Origin of the sequence: Sphingomonas sp. (assembly GCF_017744835.1) — a bacterium.
Classification (GTDB): domain Bacteria; phylum Pseudomonadota; class Alphaproteobacteria; order Sphingomonadales; family Sphingomonadaceae; genus Sphingomonas.
Genome location: NZ_JAGIAM010000007.1, coordinates 31,796 through 55,125, shown reverse-complemented (window position 1 = coordinate 55,125; position 23,330 = coordinate 31,796). Strand labels below are relative to the sequence as shown.

Genomic DNA, 23,330 nt, shown 5'->3' with positions numbered 1-23,330 from the left:
TTCACTCGGCTACTCCAACTCTCTGAATCTCCCACTCCAGCTCCACGCCGGATTGGGCCTTCACCTTCGCCCGCACTTCCTCGCCCAGCGCCTCGATGTCGGCACTCGTCGCGCTGCCAAGGTTGAGCAGGAAGTTGCAATGCTTCTCGGAGACCTGCGCGTCACCGCGGCGCAAGCCCCGGCAGCCGGCCGCATCGACCAGCGCCCAGGCCTTGTGGCCCTCGGGGTTCTTGAAGGTCGATCCGCCGGTCTTCGATCGCAGCGGCTGCGATTCCTCGCGCGCGGCTGCGATGCGGTCCATCTCGGCCTGGATTGCCTGGGGATCGCCCTCCTCTCCGCGGAAGGTCGCGCTCACCACGATCGCGCCGGGGGGCAGCGCGCTGTGGCGATAGGTGTAGCCGAGGTCGTCGCGCGACAGGACCCGGCGCTCGCCGCTGCGCAGCACGACTTCGCTCTCGACGAGCACGTCGCTGGTCTCGCGGCCATAGGCGCCGCCATTCATCCGCACGAAGCCACCGACCGTGCCGGGGATCGAACGCAGGAACTCCACGCCCGCGATCCCCGCGTCGCGCGCCTTGGACGAAACCAGAATTCCCGAAGCACCACCGCCGCACTGGAGCGTGGTCGCGTCGACCTGCTCGACGGTGGCGAAGGCCTTGCCCAGCCGCACCACCACGCCGGGCACGCCGCCGTCGCGAACGATCATGTTCGAGCCCAGCCCCAGCCCCATCACGGGCACCGAGGGATCGAGCGCGTAGAGGAAATCGCTCAGGTCCTTGACGTCCGCCGGCTCGAACAGCCATTCCGCCGCGCCGCCGCTCTTGAACCATACGAGAGGCGCGAGCGGTGCGCCGTGCGTCAATTTTCCACGAACCGGAGGCAGCGCGTAACAGACGCTCACTTCCACCCCCAGAGGCCCGCCCATTGCTTCCACGCGGCGAGATTGGCCTCGGCGGCCTTCTGGCCGGCCTCCTGGAACTTCATCAGCTCGCGGCCGCCGTCGAGCATCTTCTGCGCAGCGTCCATCTGCGCCTTTTGCGCCCGCAGCATCTCGCGCTGCATTTCGAGGGCGGTGGAGAACCAATCGCTCATGCTGCAGCCTCCTCGCGCGCCGCCTCGATCGCGGGCGCAAGCCCGGCGGCCCATTTGGTGATGTCGCCCGCGCCCAGGCAGACGAGCAGGTCGCCCGGCCGCCCGACTTCGGCGATCGTGCGGGCGAGCGCATCGGCATCCGCGACGGACGCGACCGAGCGGTGCCCGCGACGCTTGACGTTTTCGACCAGCGCCTCGGCGTTCACCCCTTCGCGCGGCTCCTCGCCGGCGGCATAGACGGGGGTCACGAACACCATGTCGGCGTCGTTGAAGGCCTGGGCGAACTCGTCCATCAGATTGCCGAGACGCGAATAGCGGTGCGGCTGGACGACCGCGATCACGCGCCCCTCGGCGCTCTCGCGCGCGGCGGCGAGCACCGCGCGGATCTCGACCGGATGGTGGCCATAATCGTCGATCACGGTGATGCCGCCGGTCTCGCCCACCTTTGTGAAGCGGCGCTTGACCCCACCGAACTTAGCGAAGCCTTGCTGGATCGTCGCGTCGGGAATGCCGAGCTCCAGCGCCACGCCGATCGCGGCGAGCGCGTTCTGGACATTGTGCCGCCCCGGCATCGGCAGCTCGATGTTCTCGATCGAGCGCGTCGTGCCGTCGCGGTTGCGGATGATCGCCTCGAAGCGATTGCCGCCCGAAAATGGCGTGACGTTCACGCCGCGAACGTCCGCGCTGGCGGCGAAGCCATAGGTGACGAGCCGCCGGTCGCGCACGCGCGGGATGATCGCCTGCACTTCGGGGTGGTCGAGGCAGAGCAAGGCCGCGCCGTAGAAGGGCACGTTCTCGACGAACTCGACATAGGCGTCCTTGGCTCGGTCGAACGAGCCGTAATGGTCGAGATGCTCGGGATCGATGTTGGTCACCACTGCGATCGTGCCGTCGAGCCGCAGGAAGCTGCCGTCGCTCTCGTCGGCCTCCACCACCATCCAGTCGCTGTCGCCCAGCCGCGCGTTCGAGCCGTACTGGTTGATGATGCCGCCGTTGATCACGGTCGGGTCCACCCCGCCCGCGTCGAGCAGCGCCGCGACCATCGACGTGGTCGTGGTCTTGCCGTGCGTGCCCGCCACCGCGACGGTGGATTTAAGGCGCATCAGCTCGGCGAGCATCTCCGCGCGGCGCACCACCGGAATGCGGCGCTCGTAAGCGGCTTCGACCTCGGGATTGGTGCGCACGATCGCGGTGGAGACCACCACCACCGCTGCGTCTCCCAGATTCTCGGGCTTGTGGCCGATCGCCACCGGGATGCCACGGTCGCGCAGCCCCTGGACGACATAGCCCTCGGCGACGTCCGATCCCTGCACCTTGTAGCCGAGATTGTGCATCACCTCGGCGATGCCCGACATGCCGATCCCGCCGATGCCGACGAAATGGATGGTACCGATGTCGGTTGCGACACCCTTCATGCGTAAGCCGGCCTTCCCTGGGTTGCTGCCGCCCGGGCCTTCCCCACAGGGGCGGCCGGGGCGTTGATCGATTCGACGAGGTCCGCGAGGTCGCGGACGGCATAGGGGCGGCCGCAGCTGCGCGCGCGCGCCGCGGCAAGCGCCAGGCCCTCGGTCTCGAGGCCCAGCTTCTGCATCTGCTTGGCGAGCTCGGGCGCAGTAAAGGCGCGCTGCGCGATGGTGCGTGCGCCGCCCGCTTCGCTGATCTCACGGGCATTGGCGGTCTGGTGGTCGTCGGTCGCGGTCGGCAGCGGCACCAGGATCGCCGGGCGGCCGGCCGCAGTCAGCTCGGCGATGGTCGAGGCTCCTGCCCTTGCGATCACGACATGCGCCCAGGCGAGCCGCTCGGGCATGTCGGCCAGATAGGTGGCGATCTCGGCGGGGATCGAGTGCGCTGCGTATTTGGCGCGCACCGTGTCGATGTCCTCGACGCGCGCCTGGTGCGTAACCTGCAGCCGGCGGCGGAAATGGACCGGGAGCAGCGCGAGCCCGTCGGGCACCACCTGGCTCAGCACCGATGCGCCCTGGCTCCCGCCGGTGACAAGCACGCGGAAGATGCCGTCCTCGTCGAGCACGGGATAAGGCCGGTCGCGCAGCGCCAGCACTTCCTCGCGCACCGGATTGCCGATCAGGTGCGTCTTGGGTTCCCAGCCGGACTTGAGCCGCTCGACATGCTCATAAGAAGTGGCGATCGCGTCGACCTTGCCTGCGACCAGGCGATTGACGCGGCCGAGCACCGCGTTCTGCTCATGGACGATCGTCGGGATGCGCGCGCGGAAGGCGGCGAGCAGCGCGGGAAACGCCGGATAGCCGCCGAAGCCGATCACTGCCGCCGGGCGCCGCGCCTTGTAGAGCTTGAGCGCCATCGAGCGGCCCGCCAGCATCTTGCCGACTGCCCTGGCCATACCGATCGGTCCGCCGCCCAGCCTTCCCGCGGGGAGCACATGCGTCTCGACGCCCTCGAACAGCCCGGGGAAGCGCACGCCGCGGTCGTCGCTGATCAGCGCGACGTGATGGCCGCGCCGCGTCAGCTCTACCGCGAGCGCCGCCGCGGGCACCATATGCCCGCCGGTGCCCCCGGCTGCCAGAACGTAGCTGCGCGATTCGGTCATCCTTTGCTCCACCGGCCCGTGTAGGGAGAGCGCTTCAGATACGGGTTTCGTCGCGTGAAAGCGAGCAGCAGCCCGAAGCCGACCGAAAGCGCCACCATCGACGACCCGCCATAGCTGATGAACGGCAGCGTCATCCCCTTCGACGGCGCGATCCCGGTGTTCACGGCCATGTTGATCAGCGCCTGGATGCCGAATTGGGAAGCGAGGCCGGCAGCGGCGAGCAGGCGGAAGGCGTCCTCCTCGTCGAGCAGCTTCATGAAGACGCGGATCACGATCGCGGCATAGAGCATGACGATCACTGCGCAGGCGAGCAGCCCGAACTCCTCGCCGATCACAGAGAAGATATAGTCGGTATGCGCCTCGGGCAGGCGGAACTTCATCTGGCCGCTACCCGGCCCCGTTCCGGTCAGGCCGCCGCCGGTCAGCGTCGCATGCGCGGTCTCGATCTGGTAGCGATCGGCGAGCGCGGCCTCCTTGCTCGGGAAGAGGAAGTTGTTGATGCGCGTGTGCGCGGTATCATAGAAAAGATAGGCCGCCACGACGCCCGCCACCGCAGTGCCGCCGAGCCCTGCAATCGCAACCGGCGAAATCCCCGAGACGATCAGCAGGATCACCCAGACGGCGCCGAACACCATCGTCTGCCCGAAGTCCGGCTGGAGCATCAGCAGCACGGCGACCACCGCGGTGAGCGCGCCGGTGACGAACAGCACCGGCAGCTCGGGGTCCTTCGCGCGGAACGACAGGATCCAGGCGGTTGCGACGATGAAGAAGGGTTTCAGGAACTCCGATGGCTGCAGGTCGGAGAAGCCCAGGTTGATCCAGCGCTTCGCGCCGTTCACCTCGGCGCCCACCACGGGAACCAGCGCGAGCAGGAAAAGGAACACGCCCGCGCAGACCAGCGACAGCCGCCGCGCGGCGGTTTCGGGCAGCATCGAGACGGCGATCAGCACAGGCAGCGACACGCAGACCCAGACGAGCTGGCGCCAGAAATAATGCATCGCGGGCATCACGTGCGCCGCATCCGAGTAGCGCCGCGCCGCTGCCGGCGAAGCTGCCGCCACCGCCACCAGCCCGATCGCGATCAGGACGAGGACGAGCGTCAACAGCACGCGGTCGACCTCCCAGAACCACATGCCCGAACGCGAGGTATTGGAGCGCCCGAGTTGCTTGCTCACCCGGCGCTTGACCTCGCGGCCGATCGAATCGGCTTCGGCCGCGTCGTTCATCCGAGCGCCTCCACGGCATCGCGGAAGGCCTGGCCGCGGGCCTCATAGTCCTTGAACTGGTCGAAGGAGGCGCAGGCCGGCGAAAGCAGCACCGTCTCGCCGGGGCGCGCATTGGCGGCGGCGCTCTTCACTGCCGCCTCGAGCGTGCCCGAACGTTCGACCGGCATTTCCCCCTCCAGCAGCTTCGCGAACATCTCGCTCGCGTCGCCGATGGTATAAGCCTTCGCAACATGGGGGAAACCCGGACGGCAGGCGTCGAGGTCGTTTGTCTTGGCGAGCCCGCCGAGAATCCAGTGAATGCGTGGATAGGCGGAGAGCGCCGGCGCGGTGGAATCCGCATTGGTCGCCTTGCTGTCGTTGACGAACAGCACGCCGTTCTTCGTCGCCACGCGCTCCATGCGGTGGGGCAGGCCGGGGAAGGTCTCGAGCCCGCGATCGATCGCCTCGCGCGCGACGCCCAGCGCCTCGCATGCAGCGATCGCCGCGAGCGCGTTCTGCGCGTTGTGCGGCCCCTGCAGCGCAGGCCAGCGCGACTGGTCCATGCAAACGCCGGGAGCAATCTTGCTGAGATCCTCACTGCGGCCCGCCCGCGCGAGCTGCGCCGCGATCTCGTACGAAGGCGTGTCCCCGATCCCGATCACCGCGGCATGGCCCTTCGACTGCATCGCGAACAGCCGCGCCTTGGCGGCAGCATAGGCCGCGAACCCGTCATAGCGATCGAGATGATCGGGGGTGATGTTGAGCAGCACCGCGACGTCGCAGTCGAGACTGAAAGTCAGATCGACCTGGTAGCTCGAAAGCTCGAGCACATAGACCCCGCCCTCCGGCAGCGGATCGCGGCCGAGGATCGGCAGGCCGATATTGCCGCCGGCCAGGCTCGGCAGCCCCGAAGTGCGGCAGATATGGTCGATCAGCGCGGTGGTGGTCGATTTGCCGTTGGTGCCGGTGATGCCGACCACCTTGTGCGGTGGCAGATCGGCGCGCGCCTGCGCGAAGAGCTCGACATCGCCAATCACCGGAACGCCGAACGCCGCAGCATGAGCTGCAATCGGATGCTTGTTGAGCGGCACCCCGGGCGAAACGACGACGCCGGAGAAGCCGGAAAGGTCGATCTCCACCGGATCCGCAAAGTCCAAATCGACACGTGAGAGGTCGAGCGACAGTTCCTGAACGCGGTCTGCAGCCTCTTCACGGCGCGTATCGTTGGTATCCCAGGCAGTGACTTGCGCGCCCGCGGTTATGAGAGCGTCGACCGTCGCAAGCCCCGAGCGTGCCAGCCCGAGAACCGCGTAGCGTTTGCCGCGCCAGGCCTCGCTGGTGATCACCGGAGCTTGAGGGTCGAAAGCCCCGCGAGCGCGAGCACGAAGGCGATGATCCAGAAGCGGATCACGACCGTCGGCTCGGCCCAGCCGAGCTGCTCGAAATGATGGTGGATCGGCGCCATCCGGAACACGCGCTTGCCCGTCCGCTTGAAGAAGAAGACCTGGATGATCACGCTCATCGCCTCGACGACGAACAGGCCGCCGATGATGCCGAGCACCAGCTCATGGTGCGACGTGACGGCGATCGCGCCCAGCGCTCCGCCGAGCGCCAGGCTGCCGGTGTCGCCCATGAACACTGCCGCCGGGGGCGCATTGAACCACAGGAAGGCGAGCCCCGCCCCGATCATCGCGCCGCAGAAGATCGCAAGGTCGCCCGATCCCGGCACATGCGGGATGCCCAGGTACGTCGCAAAGCGCACGTTGCCGGTCAGGTACACGATCACCATGAACGCCAGGCTGGCGATGATCACCGGCATCGAGGCGAGCCCGTCGAGCCCGTCGGTGAGGTTCACTGCATTGCCGAACGCCACGATCGTGAAGGCGGCGAAGACGATGTAGAAATAGCCGAGATCCGGATGGATCCAGCTGAAGAAGGGCACGTAGAGCTCGGTGCCGCTGTGCTGGACGATGATCCAACTGGCGATGCCCGCGATCACGAACTCGCCGAGCAGACGCACGCGGCCCGAGACGCCCGCGGTGCTCGCCTTGCGCACCTTGTCATAGTCGTCGAGGAAACCGATCATGCCGAAGCCGAAGGTCACGAACATGCATGCCCAGACCATCGGGTTCGAAAGATCCATCCACAGCAGCAGCGAGATCATCAGCGAGCTGAGGATCATCAGCCCGCCCATCGTGGGCGTGCCGCGCTTGGCGAGATGAGTCTGCGGGCCGTCGGTGCGGATCGGCTGTCCCTTGCCCTGGCGCACGCGCAGCCAGCCGATGAAGCTCGGCCCCATCAGCAGCCCGAGCAGCAGCGCCGTCGTTACGGCCGCGCCGGTGCGGAAGGAGAGATAGCGGATAAGGTTCAGGGCTCCAGGGAAGCCCAGATATTCCGCGATCAGGTAGAGCATGATTGCCTTTCCGCCAGCGCCGCCACAAGCGTGGAGAGCCGCACGCCGTTCGAGCCTTTCACGAGAACCGCGTCGCCCGGCGCCAGCACGGCCTCGAGCCGTTCGCGCGCAGTCGCGGCGTCGGGCACATGGACGAAATCCACCCTGCCCTCAAGCGCATTCGCGAGCGCACCCATTGCTTCGCCGACGAGGATCGCATGCGATACGCCCGCCGCCTCGATCGGCTCAGCCAGCTCGGCATGGAAGCCATCCGAATGCTCGCCCAGCTCGCGCATCTCGCCCAGCACCACCAGGCGGCGCGCGTGCTCCTGCGCCAGCACCTTCAGCGTCGCACGCATCGAGGCGGGATTGGCGTTGTAGCTCTCGTCGATCACCAGCGCCTCGCCTTCCCCCACTCGCGTGAGGAAGCGCGCACCGCGGCCGGGCAGCCCGCCCATTTCGGCCAGCGCAAGGCCCGCCATCTCCAAGTCGCCGCCCACTGCATCGACCACAGCAAGGATGCCCATCGCGTTTGAAACCCAGTGCGCGCCTGGCTGGGCGATGGTGAAGCTCAGCTCGCGGTCGCCGAACCGCGCGGTGACGAAGGTACCGCCGGTGCGCGTGCGAATCGATTCGACCGCGCGGTAATCGGCCCCCTGCCCAAGCCCGAAGGTCACGACCTTCGCGGCGTGCGGCCGCGCGGCGGCGATCAGCCGATCCCGGTGGGGGCTGTCGAACGGCACGACGGCCGTACCGCCGGGCTCCAATCCCTGGAAGATCTCACCCTTGGCGTCGGCGATGGCTTCCTCGCTCGCGAAGAACCCCATGTGCGCCGGCGCGATCGTGGTGACCATCGCGACATGCGGGCGCACCAGCCGCGTGAGCTCCGCGAGTTCGCCGGCATGGTTCATCCCCATCTCGAACACGCCGAAGCGCGCCTCGCGCGGCATTCGTGCCAGGCTGAGCGGAACGCCGGTGTGGTTGTTGTAGCTCTTGACCGAACGATGCGCCGCGCCGGGCTCCATCCTGTCCAGCGCGGCGAACAGCGCTTCCTTGGTGCCGGTCTTGCCCACCGATCCGGTGACGCCGATCACCTTGCCCTGCATGCGCACCCGCGACGCCGCGCCGAGCGCGTTGAGCGCAGCCATGGTATCGTCGACCAGCACATGCGGATGCTCGACCGCCATCGAGACCACCGCGCCCCCCGCGCCTTGCGCAAAGGCCTGGTCGAGAAAGCGATGCCCGTCGGTCGTCTCGCCCTTGAGCGCGAGGAACAGGTCGCCGGGGCCGACTTCGCGCGAGTCGAAAGTGACGCCGGAGACAGTGAACTCCGTCGAGGCTGCGCCGCCGGTCGCGGAGGCGATCTCCGCGGAAGTCCAGAGGCTCACGCCGCGCACTCCCGCGCGACGGTCACATCGTCGAACGGCAGCACCATGTCTCCCACGATCTGCCCCTGCTCATGCCCCTTGCCGGCGATCAGCACGATGTCTTCGCTCCCGGCCATCTCAATCGCCGCGCGGATCGCGTCGCGACGGCCGCCAATGTCGAGCGCGCCCGGCGCACCCTTCAGCACTTCGGCGCGGATCGCGGCGGCATCCTCGCTGCGCGGATTGTCGTCAGTGACGATCACCACCTCGGCGCCCGCCGCGGCCGCCTGGCCCATCGGCTCGCGCTTGCCGCGGTCGCGGTCGCCGCCCGCGCCGAACACCAGGATCAGCCGCCCGCCGGTGTGCGGCTTCAGCGCGGCAATCGCAGCTTCGATCGCGTCGGGCGTGTGCGCATAGTCGACATAGACCGGCGCTCCGCTCCGGGCGATCACCGCCCGCTCGAGCCGCCCGCGCACCGGTTGGAGGCGGCCGAGGTTCGCGATCGTCGTCGCCACGTCGCCGCCGGTCGCGATCACCAGCCCCGCGGCAGTCAAGGCATTGGCAGCCTGATAGGCGCCGATCAGCGGCAGCATCACCTTGTGCGTGCCGCCCTCGGTCTCGATCGTGAGCCCCTGCCCCAGCAGCGTCGGCTCGCGCCCGACCAGCTTGAGCGTCGCGCCATGCTCGCCGACCGTGATCAGCCGGTTGCCGCGCATCCGGGCGAGTTCCTCGACCCGCGGCGCGTGCGGGTCGTCGGCCCAGACCACAGCGGTGCCGTCGGGATCGAGCACGTCCGCAAACAGGCGGAGCTTGGCGCAGAAATAGGCGGCCATGTCGCCGTGATAGTCGAGATGATCGCGGCTCAAGTTGGTGAACGCCGCCGCGCGCACCGGCAGCCCCTCGGTGCGATATTGCGACAGCCCGTGCGACGACGCCTCGAACGCGACATGCGTCACGCCCTCGCGCGCCAGCCCTGCTACATTGGACAGGAAGGTGACGATGTCGGGCGTGGTCAACCCCGTGGTCACGCGCTCGTCGGCCGTGGTGACGCCCAGCGTGCCGATCGACGCGGCGTGAAACCCCGCCATCCGCCAGAGCTGGCGAGTCATCTCGACGGTGGAGGTCTTGCCGTTGGTGCCGGTCACCGCCACTGCGGTCTCGGGAAAGGGCGCGAAGAATTGCGCCGCGAGTCGGGCGAAGCGCTCGCGCGGATTGTCCGCGGCAATGTGGAGCGCGCCTTCGACGACCGCCTCGGGGCGCGCGACGATCGCGACTGCACCTGCCTTGACCGCGTCGGGAATGAAGTCCTCGCCGTTGACCCGGGCGCCCTCGAACGCGCCGAAGATCGTCCCCGGCGCGACCTTTCGATGGTCGATCGCAAAGCCGGTGACGACAGCGGCCTGATCGCCGCCGGTCAGTGCACCCAGCCTCATTGCACGCCCTGCGCGGTCTGCGGCCCCTGCCAGATCAGCGGCAGGAGCTCGCTCTCGTCGATGTCGCGATTGTTGTCGGGAGCGACGCCGAGCAGCGTGCCGGTGCGGCTGACCACGCGGCTGACCACCGGAGCGGCGGTCCAGGCGGCCGTGGTGCGATATACCCCCAGCGCGGGGTTTGCCTTGGGCGAATCGAGCATGACCACCATGACATAGCGCGGCGCGTCGATCGGGAAAGCCGCCGCGAAGGTCGAGACGTTGCGATGCTTGTCGTAACCGCCCGCTACGGCCGCCTCGCCGGTGCCGGTCTTGCCCGCGATGCGATAGCCCGGCGCCTCGCCCTTGCGGCCCGTGCCCTTGAGCACGATCAGGCGCAGCAGCTGCCGCATCCGCGCGCTGGTCGATTCCTGCAGCACGCGCTGCCCGGCGGGCGCGTGCGCCGGATCGACCTTCAGCATCGTCGCGGGGCGCAGGATGCCGCCATTGACCAGCGCGGAATAGGCGCTCGCAAGATGCAGCGGCGTGACTGCGATGCCATGGCCATAGGCGGAGGTCATCACCGTAACGCGCGCCCAGAAGGTCGGCCACAACGGCCGCGCGCCGCCCAGCTCGATCGCCGGACGCCGATCGAAGCCCAGGCGCCGGAACATGCCCTGCAGCTTCTCGGCCCCTAGCTCGTCGGCGATGCGCGCAGTGGCGATGTTCGACGAATAGATCAGCGTCTCGGGGATGTTGAGCCAGCGGAACTGCTCGTCGCCGGGATCGTCGTTGATCGCGAAGCGGCCGATGTGGAGCGGCTTGGTGGCGTCGAACCGCCGCGCCATCGACGTGATCGTTCCCGAATCGATCGCTGCGGCCACGGCGATCGGCTTGAAGGTCGATCCCAGCTCATAGACGCTCTGGGTCACGTTGTTCGGCGGCGGCGAACCCTGCAGCGCATTGGGGTTGAAGCTCGGCAGCGAAGTCATCGCCAGCACTTCGCCGGTACGCACGTCGAGGATCACGCCGCCTGCGCCCCGTGCCTGAAGGTCGGTCATCGTCCGGCCGAGCTCGTTCTCCAGCGCCGCCTGGACGCGCGCGTCGATCGACAGCGCGACCGGCTGCCCGCGACGCGCCGGATCGCTCAGCTGGGAATCGAGCACCTTCTCCATGCCCGAGACGCCGTGCCCCTGACCGTCGAGGAAGCCGAGCACGTGCGCGGCCATGTTCGACTGGGGATAGAGCCGGTCGGGCTCGCGCTGGAATTCGATGGCGGGCTCGCCCAGCGCATTCACTGCGTTGACCAGCTCGGGCATCGCCCGGCGCTTCAGAAAGGCGAAATTGCCGCCCGAATTGAGCAGCGCATAATAGTGGCCGGCGTTCTGCTCGGGGATCAGCTCGGCGAGCTTCTGCGCGAGCGCGCCCTTGTCGCCGATCACCTGGTTCGGGTGAATGGCGATCGACCAGGCGTCGATGGTCCGCGCAAGCGGCGCGCCGTTGCGGTCGACGATGTCGCCGCGCGGCGGGATCAGCGTTGCGGCGATGTCGCGTGCCGTCGCCGGCTCGGCCCAGAGCGCGAGCAGCGCCAGCTTGCCGATCACCACCAGCATGCCGAAGCCGAACAGCAGCGACAGCACCATCAGCCGCAGCTGCGCGACGGCGACCAGCGCCTGCCGGGCTCCGCCCGATGCGCGTGCGCGCGCAGGCGGGGCGACGACGACGATCAACGGAGCGCCAGCTTCTCGCGCTTCGCCAGCTTCTCCAGGTCGTTGACCGTCGACGCGCTCAGCACGCCGTCGCCCACCATGGCGACTGCCCGGCGGTCAGCCTTCTTCATCAGCTTGCGAAGCTCCCCGTCCTGCTGCGCGACGGCCCTGGGGGCCTCGGCATCACGCGCGGCGCTCTGCACCGGCTGGGCGGCGGGAACCACTGCCGCAGCGACGGCCTGCACCGGAGTCGCGCCGGCCGGAACCACGAGCGACGCGGTCTGCACCTGCGCGCCCGCCGCCGACTCGTCGAGGCTCGCCAGCTGCGTCTCGCTCGCCAGGAACTGCTGCGGCGCCGGCGCGGCGAGCGCCAGCACCTCGCCGTTCCAGCGCTCCAGCTGGGCGAGGTTGGCGCGCGTGTTGAACTCGGTCTCGAGCTGGCGGATGTCGCGCTGCGCCTGGAGAATTGCCGATTTGGTCGCGTTGAGCTTCGCCTGCTCGGCCGCGCCATAGCTATTCACCATGTAACAGGCAGGCGCCACGATGACGCCGCACAGGAACCAACCCAGCCCCTCGAAGCGATGCATTGCCATCAGTCCACTCCTTCACTCGACCACGGCGCGGCCGCCGTCCGCCGCGCCACGCGCAGCGTCGCCGATCGCGCGCGCGGGTTACGCGCCACTTCCGCCTCGCCCGGGCGCACGGCCTTGGCGGGCGGCTCAAAACTGGGTTCCGCCCGCGGACCCACTGCGGGACGGTGTCGCGAACCGGCCGGCTCGCCGCCGCTGCGCTCGCGCAGGAAGCGTTTCACCATCCGGTCCTCGAGGCTGTGGAAGGTCACGACTGCCAGCCGGCCGCCGGGCCTGAGCACGCGCTCGGCCGCCGCCAGCCCTTCCGCCAGCTCGTCGAGCTCGCGGTTGAGATGGATGCGGATCGCCTGAAAGGTCCGGGTGGCCGGATCCTTCTTGTCGTGCGGCTTGTGCCCTAATGCCTTCCTAACCACGTTCGCCAGCTCGGAAGTCCGCTTAAGGGGTCGTGCGGAGACGATCGCCTTGGCGACACGGCGCGAACGCGGCTCCTCGCCATATTGGTAGAGCACGTCGGCGATCTCGCCCTCGTCGGCGGTGTTGAGCCATTCCTCGGCGCTCAGCCCCGACTGGCTCATCCGCATGTCGAGCGGCCCGTCGGCCATGAACGAGAAGCCACGCTCGGGCTGGTCGAGCTGCATCGACGAGACGCCGATATCCATGGTCACGCCGTCGACGGGCACGAGCCCGCGGTGCGCGAGTTCCTGCTCCATCCGGCTGAACGGCGCCTCGATCAGGATCAGCCGTCCGCCCGACGCGGCCACGATGGTTTGGCCGCCTTCGATCGCCTGGGGGTCGCGGTCGAAGGCGGCCACCTCGGCACCCCGCTCGAGGATCGCCTGAGTGTATCCGCCCGCGCCGAAGGTTGCGTCGACATGACGCTCGCCGGGCACGATGGCGAGCGCGTCGACCACTTCGTCGCGCAGCACGGGAATGTGGGGAGCGGAGCCGGTCACAGCTTCACTCCCTTCGACTGGCAGAGATATTCGCAGATCTCGCGCAGCATCGGGTCGGCATTGGGATCGCCCATCAGCCGCTCGGGCGCCCAGATGTCGAAGGTCTCGCCGCTGCCGTAGAACAGCGCCCACTTCTGGATGCCGGCCTTCATGCGGAAGAAGGGCGGGATCACGAAGCGGCCGCTGTCGTCGAACGGCGCCTTCTCGACCTGGCCGAAGGCGCGGCGCTTGGCGCGCAGGTCGACGTCCTGGCCGGCCTCGACTGCCTGCTGCTCGCGCCGATCGAGCCGGTCGTACTTCTCCTTGGACCAGCTCAGATCGTGCGCGGAGAGGCACGGATCCTCCGGATGGAGGCCCACGACGATCTGGCGGATATCGGAGTTGCGCTCGGCGGCGGCGCGCAGGTCTGCGGGAATGGCGACGCGACCCTTCTGGTCGACCGCCTGGAGCGCAAATCCCTCGAAGAGCTCCCTGTCCGCCACCAACCCGACCTCGAAAAGCCAGGCACGCCTTTCCCGCCGCCGGAATCGCGCTCGTCGCTGCGTCCAGCCTGTTGTTCTCACGGTGAAAAGGGCGTGCCCCCTTAGATTGCGTGTTTAACCACAAATCCCGACGGGACACAACGGGAGAGTTGGGGACAGAGCGGGAAATTCCCCCACTTAGCGCCATTTTACAAGCGTTTTCCCGTTACGAACTCTATCTGTTCTTTATATGGACTTCCACGCACTCGGGCGCGCAGCGGCATTCCGCGCGCGGGCCAATGGAATGGCGGCAAACTGGGGAACGACTCGGCCGCGATAGAGCGGCGAGCGGGATTACCGGAAGACGCGACCGCTCAGGTCAGCGTGCGGGTTCGGCGGCCTCGGTCTGATCGGTCTCGGCTGCGTCGGTGGAGGATGCGCTCGGCGCCGCGCCAAGCTCGGCGAGGGGCTCGTCCTTCGCCTTCTGCGTGGCGACACCGGCATCGCGGTCAGTCATATTGGCCACGACGGCCGCGTTGGGCGCACCCACCGCAGCCACCGGTTCGTCACGATTGGCCGAGGAGAGGATCGCGCTGGCGATTCCGATGAGCACAAGGACCAGCGCGAGACCGGTCATTCCGACGCGGACGCGCTGCATTGCCTGGGCTGAGTCTTGGTGCGATCCCGACTTCATCCTGTGGCATAAATGTAACGCCTCATCCCCGGCTTGTCGAGGGAAGCGTGGATTTTGTCCCTGGGGCGCATCGAAATTCAGCCTAACGCGCTCCCTTCCCTTTTGGGGAGGGGAGGATGAATGTCGATACAGCCCAGCCCCCGGCGCAAAATCTTGCCGCTTGCAAAATTGGATTTGGCCTGAAACAAATCGGGAACGCTCTTTCTCAATCTGAATATAATCGGCGTCTCGCGCGCACACGCACGCGCGCAGGCACGTACGCACGCGCATGCGCCCGCGTTGGGGTGTCCACTTTGTCCACTTCCGCCGTGTCCACTTCCGGCATCGCGCCGCCGGATCGGCCGATGGTCAGGCCCGCTCGAACCGCCGCGATAGTGTGACCTTGGTGTGACCTTTGATCGCGCAGGATGCGCGGGGCGGCGCGATAGCGTAACGCGCCTCCCTCCCCGAAAGTAGGGGGATGAATGTCGATACAACCTAGGCGGTGGCGAGCCACTCCGGAACCGGCAGGGCTTTGGTGCGCAGCCACTCGGCATTGTAGAGCGTCGAGAGGTAGCGGAAGCCAGTGTCGGCAAGGATCGTCACGATCCGCTTGCCCGGCCCCAGCTCGCGTGCGAGCCGCACCGCGCCGGCGACGTTGATGCCCGACGAAAGGCCCAGGCACAGCCCCTCCTCCGCGAGCAGCCTGCGGACCCATTCGAGTCCCTCCTCGTCGGAAATGCGGAACTGGGTGTCGACCGGCGCGCCTTCCAGGTTGCCGGTGATCCGCCCCTGCCCGATCCCCTCGGCCACGGACGAGCCTTCGGACTTCAGCTCGCCATGCGCATAATATTCGTAGAGCGCCGCGCCATGCGGGTCGCTGAGCGCGACGCACACCTTCTCGTCCTTGGCTTTGAGGCCCAGCCCGACGCCGGCGAAGGTCCCGCCGGTGCCCACCGCGCAGGTGAAGCCGTCGACCCGGCCTTCCATCTGCGACCAGATCTCCTCGGCGGTGCCAGCGATATGCGCGCGCCGGTTGGCGATATTGTCGAACTGGTTGGCCCAGATCGCGTTCGGCGTCTCCTCGGCGATGCGGCGCGAGGTGTGCACGAAGTGGCCGGGATTCGAATAGGGCGCCGCGGGCACCAGCACGAGCTCGGCACCGAGCGCGCGCAGCGTGTCCATTTTCTCGCGGCTCTGCGTCTCGGGCATCACGATGATCGTCTTGTAGCCCTTGGCATTGGCGACCAGCGCCAGGCCGATGCCGGTGTTGCCGGCGGTGCCTTCGACGATCGTGCCGCCCGGCGCGATCAGCCCGCGCTCCTCGGCATCCTGGACGATGAAGAGCGCCGCGCGGTCCTTCACCGAGGCGCCGGGATTGGCGAACTCGCATTTGCCGAAGATCTCGCAGCCGGTCGCTTCGCTCGGCCCCTTGAGGCGAACAAGCGGAGTATTGCCGATGAGCGCCAGCGTGTCGGGTGTCACATGCATGCGCGCTAGATAGGGGCGTCGCGGGGCGAACCGCAAGCAAGTGAAACTATGCGGCGACGCCCGCCTGCTTGAGATGCGGCCCTAGCCGGCCGCTCAGCCACAGGAAGAACATGCGATAGTCGGAAAAGAGCGACCAGAGCGGATAGGTGAAAGTCGCCGGCCGGTTCTTCTCGACGCCGAAATGCGCGGCCCAGGCGAAGCCATATCCGGCGAGCGGGATCAGCAGCCACCACCAGCCGCCCTGCGTCAGCGCAAGCGCCAGGAACACGAAAGTGAGCGCAGTCCCGACATAATGCAGCCGCCGCGTCTCCGGCTTCGCGTGCTCCTGGAGATAATAGGGCCAGAAATCGGCATAGCGGGTGATGGTACGCGCCATGACGGGAGGCTATCGCAGCCGGATGGCCGACCGCAAGCACTCCTTTCCCCCGGTAGTGGACGCACGCGTACGCCTGCTCGTGCTCGGCTCGCTGCCGGGCGAGCGCTCCCTGGCCGAGCGGCGCTATTATGCGCATCCGCAGAACCAGTTCTGGCGTTTGATGTCGCCGGTCGCCGGCCAGGAACTCGCGCCGCTCCCCTATGAGGCGAGGCTGGCCGCACTGCTGGCTGCGCATGTCGGGCTGTGGGACGTCGTCGCCAGCGCGACGCGTACCGGCAGCGCCGACGCGACGATCCGCGACATCCAAGGCCATGATGTCGCCGCCCTCGCCGCCACGCTGCCCGAGCTGCGGGCGATCGCCTTCAACGGCGGCACTGCGCTCCGGCACGGGCTGAAGCAGCTGGGAACGGCGGCGCAGCGCTACGAGATCGTCGCCCTGCCCTCGAGCAGCCCGCTCCATACTGTGGGCCTAACCGCCAAGCTGCCCGCCTGGGAGGCGCTGGGAACCTATTTGCGCTGACCCGCCTGGTCAGCCGGTGACGTTCGCGGCCTCGTCGGCGGGTTCGCCTTCGCCGCGTTGCTGCCCGCAGCCCGCGAAGGTGCGCCCGCCGATCCGGACTTCGGCGGTGAGCGGGAGTCGGTCCGCCCCGCACGCAGCCGCGACGAGCGTTATCGTCACCGGATCCCCGTCGGGGGTCTTGGTGGAATAAGAGGCGCGAGTGCGCTCCGCCCTCGGGCTCACTGGATAGAAGTCGACCGGCGCGCGCCCCGGCGCGTCCGCGAAGGTGATCCGGCCGGGAGCGATCGCCATTCGCCACGAGCCGCCGGCCCCTTGCAGATCTACCGGCCGCGACAGATCCACGGCGCCGAGCATCGGCCCATGCGGCAGCTCCACCACCTCATTTGCTGCCGCGTTCTCGCTTTCATCCTCCGCCGAGCCGCAGCCGGCGAGCAGGAGCACACATGCCATCGAAAGCGCGCGCATCGCCATCTTTTCCATGAACGTCGCATGCTGCCGCGCGCCTGGCGGGTCAAGACGGGACAAATCTGCGCCGCAATGCGGCAGAAATCTGACCTCAGTCGTATTCCTGAAATGAATTTGGGCCAACGACTCGCGATCTTTAGGCCAAGGGCGCAAGGATTCGATAATTTCGCTGCGCCGCACAACAACAATGTTACCTTATCACACGAATCGACTTGACGATCGTTAACGTCTGAGGAAAAGCAGCGTCCGCTATGAAGAACACCCCCGTTTATGTCGCCGCTCTTGCGCTCCTGTCGCTGACCGCCTGCGAGAGCAAGCCCGAGGAAGTCAGCTCGACTGCGCCCGATCCCATGGCGTCGCAGCTCGCCAACGCCGCTCCCGTCGAGCTGCCGCCGGCGATCTCGTCGACCGCTACGCTGCGTTGCGGCGACAATAGCCTGGTCTTCGTCGACTTCTTCCAGGGCAACAAGCAGGTCCAGCTCCGCACCGAGAAGGGCGGCAAGGCGACCATGCTCAAGGCTGCAGCCGAAGGCGGTCCGTTCGAAGCCGATGGCGGCTACAAGCTGACCGGCACGCCGAAGAGCGTGAACGTCACGCTGCCGGGCAAGGGTTCCAAGACCTGCCACGTCTGATCTCCGGATAAATATCCTGCAATCCCAAGGGCCGGCGGGCATTTCCGCCGGCCCTTTTTCGTGGCAGCGTGCGTTATGGCCCCGAGACAGCACCGATGAGCCACCGCATCTCCCCCCAGCTGGACCTGGACCCCGATCTGGTGCTGCGCGCCTATGCGATGGGCGTGTTCCCCATGGCGGACGACCGCCGCGCCGCCAGCGTCTATTGGGTCGAGCCGAAATTGCGCGGCATCCTGCCGCTCGACGACTTTCATCTCTCGCGCTCGCTCAGGAAGACGATCCTGTCGGACCGCTTCCGCGTGACCACGGACAAGGCCTTCCACGAGATCGTGCAGCTCTGCGCCGAGTCGGCGCCCGATCGGCCCGACACCTGGATCAACGGTCCGATCGAACGCGTCTTCATCGAGCTCCACCGCCGCGGCTTCGCGCACTCGATCGAGTGCTGGGACGGCGACCGACTGGCAGGCGGGCTCTACGGCCTGGCGCTGGGCCGCGCCTTCTTCGGCGAATCGATGGTGACGCGGGTACGCGACGCATCCAAGGTCGCCTTCGCGCATCTGGTGGCCCGGCTGAAGGCAGGCGGCTTCACGCTACTCGACTGCCAGTTCCAGACCGATCATCTCGCCTCGCTCGGCGCGGTCGAGATCCCGCGTGACGATTACGTCGCGTTGCTGGACGGCGCGCTGGGCGACTCGGCCGCCGGGCTTTCCGCAGGCGCCCCTTCGGTGGCAGGCGACTGGCTGGCGCTCGATCGATTGCCGCCGATTCCGCCTGCCCCGCCCGCGGAAGGCGCCGGAACCGTGTCGGGCCCGCTGTCACGGAAGGTCATCGCGCAGCTCTTGACCCACACGTCGTAGATCGGGTGCTGCACCACGTTGAGCGCGGGGCGCTCCTTGAAGAGCCAGCCCGAGAAGACGCGGTGCCACTTCTTGTCGAGCTCGAGCACGTCGACCTGCACGAAGGCGCCGGTGAGCTGATCGGCTTCCCACGGCGCGGTGCGGTCGCATGCGCGCAGCCGCACGATCACGTCGCCCAGCCGCCCGGCCTGGCCCGGCCGGAGCTTGAACTCGCGCGCTTCGCCGTTGCGCTTGTTCAGCAGGCCGAGCACCGCCTCGCGCTCGTTCATCGGCGTCGCGGCGGCGTTGAGCGTGCTGCCGTCGGGGCCGGTCGTCACCAGCTCGGCCCCGCCCTCGGTCTTCGCGCCCGGGGCGGCATCGGCGATGACGATGTCGTCGGCACTGTTGTTGGCAGGCGAATCGCCGCCCGAGCATGCGCCGAGCGCCAGCACCAACAGCGCCGCCACGGCATGCCCGGCGCGCAGGCTCATGCGTCGGGAGTCCAGGCCTCGTAATCCCCGGTGGAGCGGATGCGGTGGCCGCCCGCCTCGAGCGCGCCGGGCGGGCGATAGGCCAGCCGCGTGCCGGTCTGGTTCGGCTCCCACGGCTTCTCCCAGGTCCGCTGCGGCGGCAGCGCGCGATCGGGCACGTCGTCGATCTGGTGGTGCAGCCAGCTGAACCATTCGGGGGCGATCCGGCTCGCGTCGTTCGAGCCGTTGTAGATCACCCAGCGGCGCGTGAGCCCGTTGGGATCCTTGCCGCCCTCGTAATAGACGTTGCCGAGTTCGTCCTCGCCCACCTGCGTCTTGCCGCGCAGGCCGAACCAGGTGCCAAGCGTGGCGCCGTTCCACCACGTGAAGGGATTGAGATTGAGGCCCATGGCCGCCGATTAGCGGCACGCGGGAACGAGGGCAATCGCTATCCTGCCCCGATCAGCGCAGCTGCCACGTCACCTTGTCGCCCGGCGCGATGCCGAGCTCGGCAGCCTTGCCGCCGTTGATCTCGAGCACCGCGCTCACCGGCTCGCCCGAGCGCAGCGTCTTTTCGGAGAAAGGCACGGCGTTGGCGGCGATCGTCGCGATCGTGCCGTCGGGCCGGATGAAGAGGATGTCGAGCGGGCTCGGCGTGTTCTTCATCCAGAAGCTCGCCTCGCGCGGGCCACCGCCCTCGGCCGGATAAGGCGTGAAGAGCATGCCGCCGTCGGGCGGCAGGTTGGTGCGGTACATCAGCCCGCGCTCCTGCTCCTCGACGGTGCGGGCGATCTCGACATTGAACTGCCGGGCCCCCGAACGAGTCTGGATCGTCACCAGCGCCCTGGGCGCCGCCACCTGGGCCGCAGCCTTGGAGGCCGACTCCTGCGCCGTCGCTCCGCCCGCGCACGCACCCGAGACAAGCAACGCCGCGGCGGCAACCGCCGCTCGCACACCACGCAACACGATCATCGTCTCAGCAGGTCCTTTCGACCGCCACTGCGAGCGGCCCCTTGTCGCCGTCGACGATGCGGGCGCGGAGCGGTTGACCGGGCTCGACGTCCTCGATCTCTCCGCGCCGCAGCGTCTCCATGTGCACGAATATATCGGCGGAGTCCGACCCGCGCACGAGGAATCCATAGCCCTTGAGACGATTGAACCATTTTACGGTGACCGGCTCGAACGGCCCGGCCGAGGCGATCAGCTTGAGCCGGTCGGCACGTTCTCCCGGGCGCTTCGGCGGCTCGATGGCTTCGCTGAGATCGATCGAGCGGATTTCCTTGGCCTGGAGCCCCCGCTGGCGCTTCACTGCGACGCATTCGACTCGCGCGCCCTCGGGGAGGCTGCGCCGGCCATGCTCCTGGAGCACGGTGAAGTGAATCAATATGTCGCCTACCGACACATCATCCGCGACAAGAAAGCCGAATCCCCGCGTGACGTCGAACCATTTGACGACGCCCCAATGGACCTGCTCTTCCGATGCCGCATCGGCACCGCTGCCTTCACTCTCCATTTGCGCGACCGCGTAATCGTCGGACGCAAGCTGTGGGTCAGCACGCATTTTCTTTACCCCCAAGCCCGCGACTTTATCACAGCATTTCGCGGAATGGGAAATTGGTTTGTAACATTCGACACGGGCTCAGTCCCGCTCAGAGACAATAAGGAAATCAACGTCTTCCCCCGGCGCCATATGGACGATCGCGCGCGCGAGTCCGATCGGATGACCCGCGCGCAGCATCGCGGCCAGCTGCTTTTCGCGCAGCGGCCGATCGGCTGGATCGCGTGCGTAAGGGCCGATCCGCTTGCGCCGCGCAAAGGCCAGCGCGCTGGCTCCGGCGCGCGCCTCCACGTCCGGAGCCAGCGCCGCCGCATCCTCCCCGTCGACGCCCGCATGGCGCAGCGCTTCGGAGACTCGCCTGGCGCCCAGCCCGCGCCGCGCCATCGCCCCCGCGCGCGCTTCGGCAAAGGCGCGGTCGTCGACATAGCCCAGCTCGGCCATCCGCTCCGCCAGCGCCGCCGTCTCGGGCGCGGCCTCCCCCGCCCAGCCGCGCTCGCGGATTTTGCGCTCCAGATAGGCCGCCAACCGGGCCCTTGTGGTTGCGAAGCGCTCGACGTAACGGAGCGCCAGACGCTCCAGGTCGGCACGGTCCAGGGGGGAAAGCGGGCGGCGGGAACGAGCCATGCGCCATGATTGTGCCACACTGGCAACCGAATTTGAACGATAGTGCGTAGCAGAGCCGACGCGTTTTGATGCGTTGTGGGGGCACAACGGCCTGTTACCTCACAGGGGCACGAGAATAAGAATGACATTGGAAGAAACGGGATCGCACGAAACTATCGCCGCGGGGACCACGCCCGTCCCGACGGCGACCGAGGACAGCCTGCCGCGCCGCTTTGCGGACTTCGCGACGCTGGGCGATGCGCTCGACTATGCGGCGACAGGCAAGCGCGGGCTCAATTTCCATGACGCCCGCGGCAATCTGCTGCGTCCCTATCCCTTTTCCGAGCTGCGCCGCGACGCGCTGGATCAGGCGCGCCGCCTCATCGCGGCGGGCGTGAAGCCCGAGGACCGCATCGCGCTGATCGCCGAGACGGGGCCGGAATTCGCTTCGCTCTTCTTCGGCGTGGTCTATGCCGGCGCTTGGCCGGTGCCGCTGCCGCTGCCCACCAGCTTCGGCGGCGCGCAGAGCTACATCGACCAGCTCCACGTCCAGCTGCAGAGCTGCGATCCGTCGATGCTGATCTTCCCGCCCGAGATCGGCGCGATGTGCGCCGAAGCGGCGCGGATCTCGAACGTGCAGGCGATCGACTGGTCCGAGTTCGGCCAGCGCCCCGCGCCCGAGACGCAGCTTCCCGAGGCGAAGACCGACGACATCGCCTATCTGCAATATTCGAGCGGCTCGACTCGCTTCCCGCACGGCGTCGCGATCACGCACCACGCGCTGCTCAACAATCTCTCCGCGCACAGCCACGGCATGCAGCTCGAGCCCAGCGACCGCTGCGTCTCCTGGCTGCCCTGGTACCATGACATGGGGCTGGTCGGCTGCTTCCTCTCGGTCGTCGCCAACCAGGTGTCGACCGACTATCTGAAGACCGAGGATTTCGCGCGGCGCCCGCTCGCCTGGCTCGACATGATCAGCCGCAACCAGGGCACCACCCTCTCCTATTCGCCGACCTTCGGCTACGACATCTGCGCGCGCCGCATGTCGAGCCAGACCAAGGCGAGCGAGCGCTTCGATCTGTCGCGCTGGCGCGTCGCCGGCAACGGCGCCGACATGATCCGCCCGGACGTGATGCAGTCGTTCGTCGACGCCTTCGCCGATGCCGGATTCAAGGCCACTGCGTTCCTGCCGAGCTACGGCCTGGCCGAGGCGACGCTGGCGGTCTCGATCATGCCCCCGGGTGAAGGCATCCAGGTCGAGCTGGTCGAGGAGACCCAGCTCTCCGGCGGCAGCCACGGCGCCAATCGCCCGCAGCGTTTCCGCGCGATCGTGAACTGCGGCAAGCCGGTCAAGGACATGGAAGTCGAGGTCCGCGAGGAGGACGGCACGCCGCTTCCCGAGAAAGCGATCGGCAAGGTCTGGTGCCGCGGCCCGAGCGTGATGGTGGGCTATTTCCGCGATCCCGAATCGACTGCCGCATGCATGAAGGACGGCTGGCTCGACACCGGCGATATGGGTTATATCTCAGAGGGTTATGTCTATATCGTCGGCCGGGCGAAGGACATGATCATCATCAACGGCAAGAACCACTGGCCCCAGGACATCGAATGGGCGGTGGAGCAGCTGCCGGCGTTCAAGCAGGGCGATGTCGCGGCCTTCGCGATCACCACCCCTGGCGGCGAGGAAACCCCGGCGGTGCTCGTCCAGTGCCGCACCTCGGATGAGGCCGAGCGCGTCCGCCTGCGCGACGAGATCCGCGAGCGCGTCCGCTCGGTGACCGGCATGAACTGCGTGATCGAGCTCGTGCCCCCGCGCACGCTGCCGCGCACCAGCTCGGGCAAGCTCAGCCGCGCCAAGGCACGCAACCTCTACCTCGCCGGCGAGATCAAGCCCTACGACATCGCGGCGTGAACCGCCTTCCCCTACGGGGGAAGGAATTCGCCGAAATCGTTTCGATCGGG

At 67.8% G+C, this 23,330-nt stretch carries 25 protein-coding genes and 1 pseudogene; 4 read left to right on the top strand and 22 right to left on the bottom strand.

Annotation, left to right across the window (positions count from 1 at the left end):
* Position 1: 1 nt before the first annotated feature.
* The 16 genes from murB to J7500_RS17740 form a co-directional block, all read right to left on the bottom strand.
* Complete coding sequence (murB, locus tag J7500_RS17815) at positions 2–925, bottom strand: UDP-N-acetylmuramate dehydrogenase (protein ID WP_294063413.1); 924 nt, start codon at positions 923–925, stop codon at positions 2–4.
* Positions 898–1,092 carry a hypothetical protein gene (locus J7500_RS17810; protein ID WP_294063411.1) on the bottom strand — a complete coding sequence of 65 codons (195 nt, stop codon included), beginning with the start codon at positions 1,090–1,092 and terminating at the stop codon, positions 898–900. The genes murB and J7500_RS17810 overlap by 28 nt, the downstream gene beginning before the upstream one ends.
* Positions 1,089–2,507, bottom strand: coding sequence for a UDP-N-acetylmuramate--L-alanine ligase (murC, locus tag J7500_RS17805; protein WP_294063410.1), 1,419 nt, complete (start codon positions 2,505–2,507; stop codon positions 1,089–1,091). Before murC ends, J7500_RS17810 begins: the two co-directional genes overlap by 4 nt.
* Positions 2,504–3,658 (bottom strand): undecaprenyldiphospho-muramoylpentapeptide beta-N-acetylglucosaminyltransferase, encoded by a 1,155-nt coding sequence (gene murG, locus J7500_RS17800; protein WP_294063408.1) that lies wholly within the window; start codon positions 3,656–3,658, stop codon positions 2,504–2,506. The genes murC and murG overlap by 4 nt, the downstream gene beginning before the upstream one ends.
* Positions 3,655–4,884, bottom strand: coding sequence for an FtsW/RodA/SpoVE family cell cycle protein (locus J7500_RS17795; RefSeq protein ID WP_294063405.1), 1,230 nt, complete (start codon positions 4,882–4,884; stop codon positions 3,655–3,657). The genes murG and J7500_RS17795 overlap by 4 nt, the downstream gene beginning before the upstream one ends.
* Positions 4,881–6,209, bottom strand: a complete 1,329-nt coding sequence (gene murD, locus J7500_RS17790; RefSeq protein ID WP_294063404.1) for a UDP-N-acetylmuramoyl-L-alanine--D-glutamate ligase — start codon at positions 6,207–6,209, stop codon at positions 4,881–4,883. Before murD ends, J7500_RS17795 begins: the two co-directional genes overlap by 4 nt.
* The gene (gene mraY, locus J7500_RS17785; RefSeq protein WP_294063403.1) at positions 6,206–7,276 is read right to left on the bottom strand and encodes a phospho-N-acetylmuramoyl-pentapeptide-transferase; all 1,071 of its coding nucleotides are present in this window, start codon (positions 7,274–7,276) and stop codon (positions 6,206–6,208) included. The genes murD and mraY overlap by 4 nt, the downstream gene beginning before the upstream one ends.
* Positions 7,264–8,643 (bottom strand): UDP-N-acetylmuramoyl-tripeptide--D-alanyl-D-alanine ligase, encoded by a 1,380-nt coding sequence (murF, locus tag J7500_RS17780; RefSeq protein WP_294063402.1) that lies wholly within the window; start codon positions 8,641–8,643, stop codon positions 7,264–7,266. The genes mraY and murF overlap by 13 nt, the downstream gene beginning before the upstream one ends.
* On the bottom strand, positions 8,640–10,055 hold the full coding sequence (locus J7500_RS17775) for a UDP-N-acetylmuramoyl-L-alanyl-D-glutamate--2,6-diaminopimelate ligase (RefSeq protein ID WP_294063401.1): 1,416 nt from the start codon (positions 10,053–10,055) through the stop codon (positions 8,640–8,642). The genes murF and J7500_RS17775 overlap by 4 nt, the downstream gene beginning before the upstream one ends.
* The gene (locus tag J7500_RS17770; protein WP_294063400.1) at positions 10,052–11,761 is read right to left on the bottom strand and encodes a penicillin-binding protein 2; all 1,710 of its coding nucleotides are present in this window, start codon (positions 11,759–11,761) and stop codon (positions 10,052–10,054) included. Before J7500_RS17770 ends, J7500_RS17775 begins: the two co-directional genes overlap by 4 nt.
* Positions 11,758–12,333 (bottom strand): hypothetical protein, encoded by a 576-nt coding sequence (locus J7500_RS17765; protein WP_294063398.1) that lies wholly within the window; start codon positions 12,331–12,333, stop codon positions 11,758–11,760. The genes J7500_RS17770 and J7500_RS17765 overlap by 4 nt, the downstream gene beginning before the upstream one ends.
* Positions 12,333–13,283 carry a 16S rRNA (cytosine(1402)-N(4))-methyltransferase RsmH gene (gene rsmH / locus J7500_RS17760; protein ID WP_294063397.1) on the bottom strand — a complete coding sequence of 317 codons (951 nt, stop codon included), beginning with the start codon at positions 13,281–13,283 and terminating at the stop codon, positions 12,333–12,335. Before rsmH ends, J7500_RS17765 begins: the two co-directional genes overlap by 1 nt.
* The gene (locus J7500_RS17755) at positions 13,280–13,765 is read right to left on the bottom strand and encodes a division/cell wall cluster transcriptional repressor MraZ (protein ID WP_294063396.1); all 486 of its coding nucleotides are present in this window, start codon (positions 13,763–13,765) and stop codon (positions 13,280–13,282) included. The genes rsmH and J7500_RS17755 overlap by 4 nt, the downstream gene beginning before the upstream one ends.
* Before the next feature lie 358 nt (positions 13,766–14,123).
* Complete coding sequence (locus J7500_RS17750; protein WP_294063395.1) at positions 14,124–14,381, bottom strand: hypothetical protein; 258 nt, start codon at positions 14,379–14,381, stop codon at positions 14,124–14,126.
* A 534-nt stretch (positions 14,382–14,915) separates the two neighbouring features.
* Positions 14,916–15,908, bottom strand: coding sequence for a cysteine synthase A (locus tag J7500_RS17745; RefSeq protein ID WP_294063393.1), 993 nt, complete (start codon positions 15,906–15,908; stop codon positions 14,916–14,918).
* Positions 15,909–15,954: 46 nt separating this feature from the next.
* Complete coding sequence (locus J7500_RS17740) at positions 15,955–16,284, bottom strand: DUF962 domain-containing protein (RefSeq protein WP_294063392.1); 330 nt, start codon at positions 16,282–16,284, stop codon at positions 15,955–15,957.
* On the opposite strand from J7500_RS17740, the gene J7500_RS17735 reads away from it, so the two are divergent.
* The gene (locus J7500_RS17735) at positions 16,283–16,804 is read left to right on the top strand and encodes a DNA-deoxyinosine glycosylase (RefSeq protein ID WP_294063391.1); all 522 of its coding nucleotides are present in this window, start codon (positions 16,283–16,285) and stop codon (positions 16,802–16,804) included. The genes J7500_RS17740 and J7500_RS17735 overlap by 2 nt on opposite strands.
* A 9-nt stretch (positions 16,805–16,813) precedes the next feature.
* Here the strand turns inward: J7500_RS17735 and J7500_RS17730 are convergent, their stop codons facing one another.
* A complete protein-coding gene (locus tag J7500_RS17730) occupies positions 16,814–17,284 on the bottom strand; it encodes a hypothetical protein (RefSeq protein WP_294063390.1) in 471 nt (156 codons plus the stop codon).
* A gap of 236 nt (positions 17,285–17,520) precedes the next feature.
* On the opposite strand from J7500_RS17730, the gene J7500_RS17725 reads away from it, so the two are divergent.
* Complete coding sequence (locus tag J7500_RS17725) at positions 17,521–17,901, top strand: hypothetical protein (RefSeq protein WP_294063389.1); 381 nt, start codon at positions 17,521–17,523, stop codon at positions 17,899–17,901.
* 95 nt (positions 17,902–17,996) lie between these two features.
* Entirely contained in the window at positions 17,997–18,758 is a 762-nt protein-coding gene (gene aat / locus J7500_RS17720) for a leucyl/phenylalanyl-tRNA--protein transferase (RefSeq protein WP_294063388.1), read from the top strand.
* Here the strand turns inward: aat and J7500_RS17715 are convergent.
* From J7500_RS17715 to J7500_RS17695, 5 genes and pseudogenes are all read right to left on the bottom strand, one after another.
* A pseudogene (locus tag J7500_RS17715) lies at positions 18,698–19,228 on the bottom strand (DUF2155 domain-containing protein); the annotation flags it as partial. The gene aat and the pseudogene J7500_RS17715 overlap by 61 nt on opposite strands.
* The gene (locus J7500_RS17710; RefSeq protein ID WP_294063387.1) at positions 19,225–19,617 is read right to left on the bottom strand and encodes an NADH:ubiquinone oxidoreductase subunit NDUFA12; all 393 of its coding nucleotides are present in this window, start codon (positions 19,615–19,617) and stop codon (positions 19,225–19,227) included. The pseudogene J7500_RS17715 and the gene J7500_RS17710, both read right to left, overlap by 4 nt.
* 52 nt (positions 19,618–19,669) lie before the next feature.
* Positions 19,670–20,179, bottom strand: a complete 510-nt coding sequence (locus J7500_RS17705; protein ID WP_294063385.1) for a DUF192 domain-containing protein — start codon at positions 20,177–20,179, stop codon at positions 19,670–19,672.
* Between the two features lie 4 nt (positions 20,180–20,183).
* The gene (locus J7500_RS17700) at positions 20,184–20,768 is read right to left on the bottom strand and encodes a cold-shock protein (RefSeq protein ID WP_294063384.1); all 585 of its coding nucleotides are present in this window, start codon (positions 20,766–20,768) and stop codon (positions 20,184–20,186) included.
* A gap of 78 nt (positions 20,769–20,846) precedes the next feature.
* Positions 20,847–21,389 carry a RecX family transcriptional regulator gene (locus tag J7500_RS17695; protein WP_294063383.1) on the bottom strand — a complete coding sequence of 181 codons (543 nt, stop codon included), beginning with the start codon at positions 21,387–21,389 and terminating at the stop codon, positions 20,847–20,849.
* Between the two features lie 121 nt (positions 21,390–21,510).
* Here J7500_RS17695 and J7500_RS17690 point away from each other — a divergent pair, with 121 nt between their 5' ends.
* Positions 21,511–23,280 carry a fatty acyl-AMP ligase gene (locus J7500_RS17690; RefSeq protein ID WP_294063381.1) on the top strand — a complete coding sequence of 590 codons (1,770 nt, stop codon included), beginning with the start codon at positions 21,511–21,513 and terminating at the stop codon, positions 23,278–23,280.
* The last annotated feature ends 50 nt before the right edge of the window (positions 23,281–23,330 follow it).

Bases quoted from the DNA above. Each gene is read 5' to 3' on its own strand.
- murB (WP_294063413.1), bottom strand. From the start codon at position 925: ATGGGCGGGCCTCTGGGGGTGGAAGTGAGCGTCTGTTACGCGCTGCCT.
- J7500_RS17810 (WP_294063411.1), bottom strand. From the start codon at position 1,092: ATGAGCGATTGGTTCTCCACCGCCCTCGAAATGCAGCGCGAGATGCTG.
- murC (WP_294063410.1), bottom strand. From the start codon at position 2,507: ATGAAGGGTGTCGCAACCGACATCGGTACCATCCATTTCGTCGGCATC.
- murG (WP_294063408.1), bottom strand. From the start codon at position 3,658: ATGACCGAATCGCGCAGCTACGTTCTGGCAGCCGGGGGCACCGGCGGG.
- J7500_RS17795 (WP_294063405.1), bottom strand. From the start codon at position 4,884: ATGAACGACGCGGCCGAAGCCGATTCGATCGGCCGCGAGGTCAAGCGC.
- mraY (WP_294063403.1), bottom strand. From the start codon at position 7,276: ATGCTCTACCTGATCGCGGAATATCTGGGCTTCCCTGGAGCCCTGAAC.
- J7500_RS17775 (WP_294063401.1), bottom strand. From the start codon at position 10,055: ATGAGGCTGGGTGCACTGACCGGCGGCGATCAGGCCGCTGTCGTCACC.
- J7500_RS17765 (WP_294063398.1), bottom strand. From the start codon at position 12,333: ATGGCAATGCATCGCTTCGAGGGGCTGGGTTGGTTCCTGTGCGGCGTC.
- J7500_RS17750 (WP_294063395.1), bottom strand. From the start codon at position 14,381: ATGACCGGTCTCGCGCTGGTCCTTGTGCTCATCGGAATCGCCAGCGCG.
- J7500_RS17745 (WP_294063393.1), bottom strand. From the start codon at position 15,908: ATGCATGTGACACCCGACACGCTGGCGCTCATCGGCAATACTCCGCTT.
- J7500_RS17735 (WP_294063391.1), top strand. From the start codon at position 16,283: ATGACGGGAGGCTATCGCAGCCGGATGGCCGACCGCAAGCACTCCTTT.
- J7500_RS17740 (WP_294063392.1), bottom strand. From the start codon at position 16,284: ATGGCGCGTACCATCACCCGCTATGCCGATTTCTGGCCCTATTATCTC.
- J7500_RS17730 (WP_294063390.1), bottom strand. From the start codon at position 17,284: ATGGAAAAGATGGCGATGCGCGCGCTTTCGATGGCATGTGTGCTCCTG.
- J7500_RS17725 (WP_294063389.1), top strand. From the start codon at position 17,521: ATGAAGAACACCCCCGTTTATGTCGCCGCTCTTGCGCTCCTGTCGCTG.
- aat (WP_294063388.1), top strand. From the start codon at position 17,997: ATGAGCCACCGCATCTCCCCCCAGCTGGACCTGGACCCCGATCTGGTG.
- J7500_RS17710 (WP_294063387.1), bottom strand. From the start codon at position 19,617: ATGGGCCTCAATCTCAATCCCTTCACGTGGTGGAACGGCGCCACGCTT.
- J7500_RS17705 (WP_294063385.1), bottom strand. From the start codon at position 20,179: ATGATCGTGTTGCGTGGTGTGCGAGCGGCGGTTGCCGCCGCGGCGTTG.
- J7500_RS17700 (WP_294063384.1), bottom strand. From the start codon at position 20,768: ATGCGTGCTGACCCACAGCTTGCGTCCGACGATTACGCGGTCGCGCAA.
- J7500_RS17695 (WP_294063383.1), bottom strand. From the start codon at position 21,389: ATGGCTCGTTCCCGCCGCCCGCTTTCCCCCCTGGACCGTGCCGACCTG.
- J7500_RS17690 (WP_294063381.1), top strand. From the start codon at position 21,511: ATGACATTGGAAGAAACGGGATCGCACGAAACTATCGCCGCGGGGACC.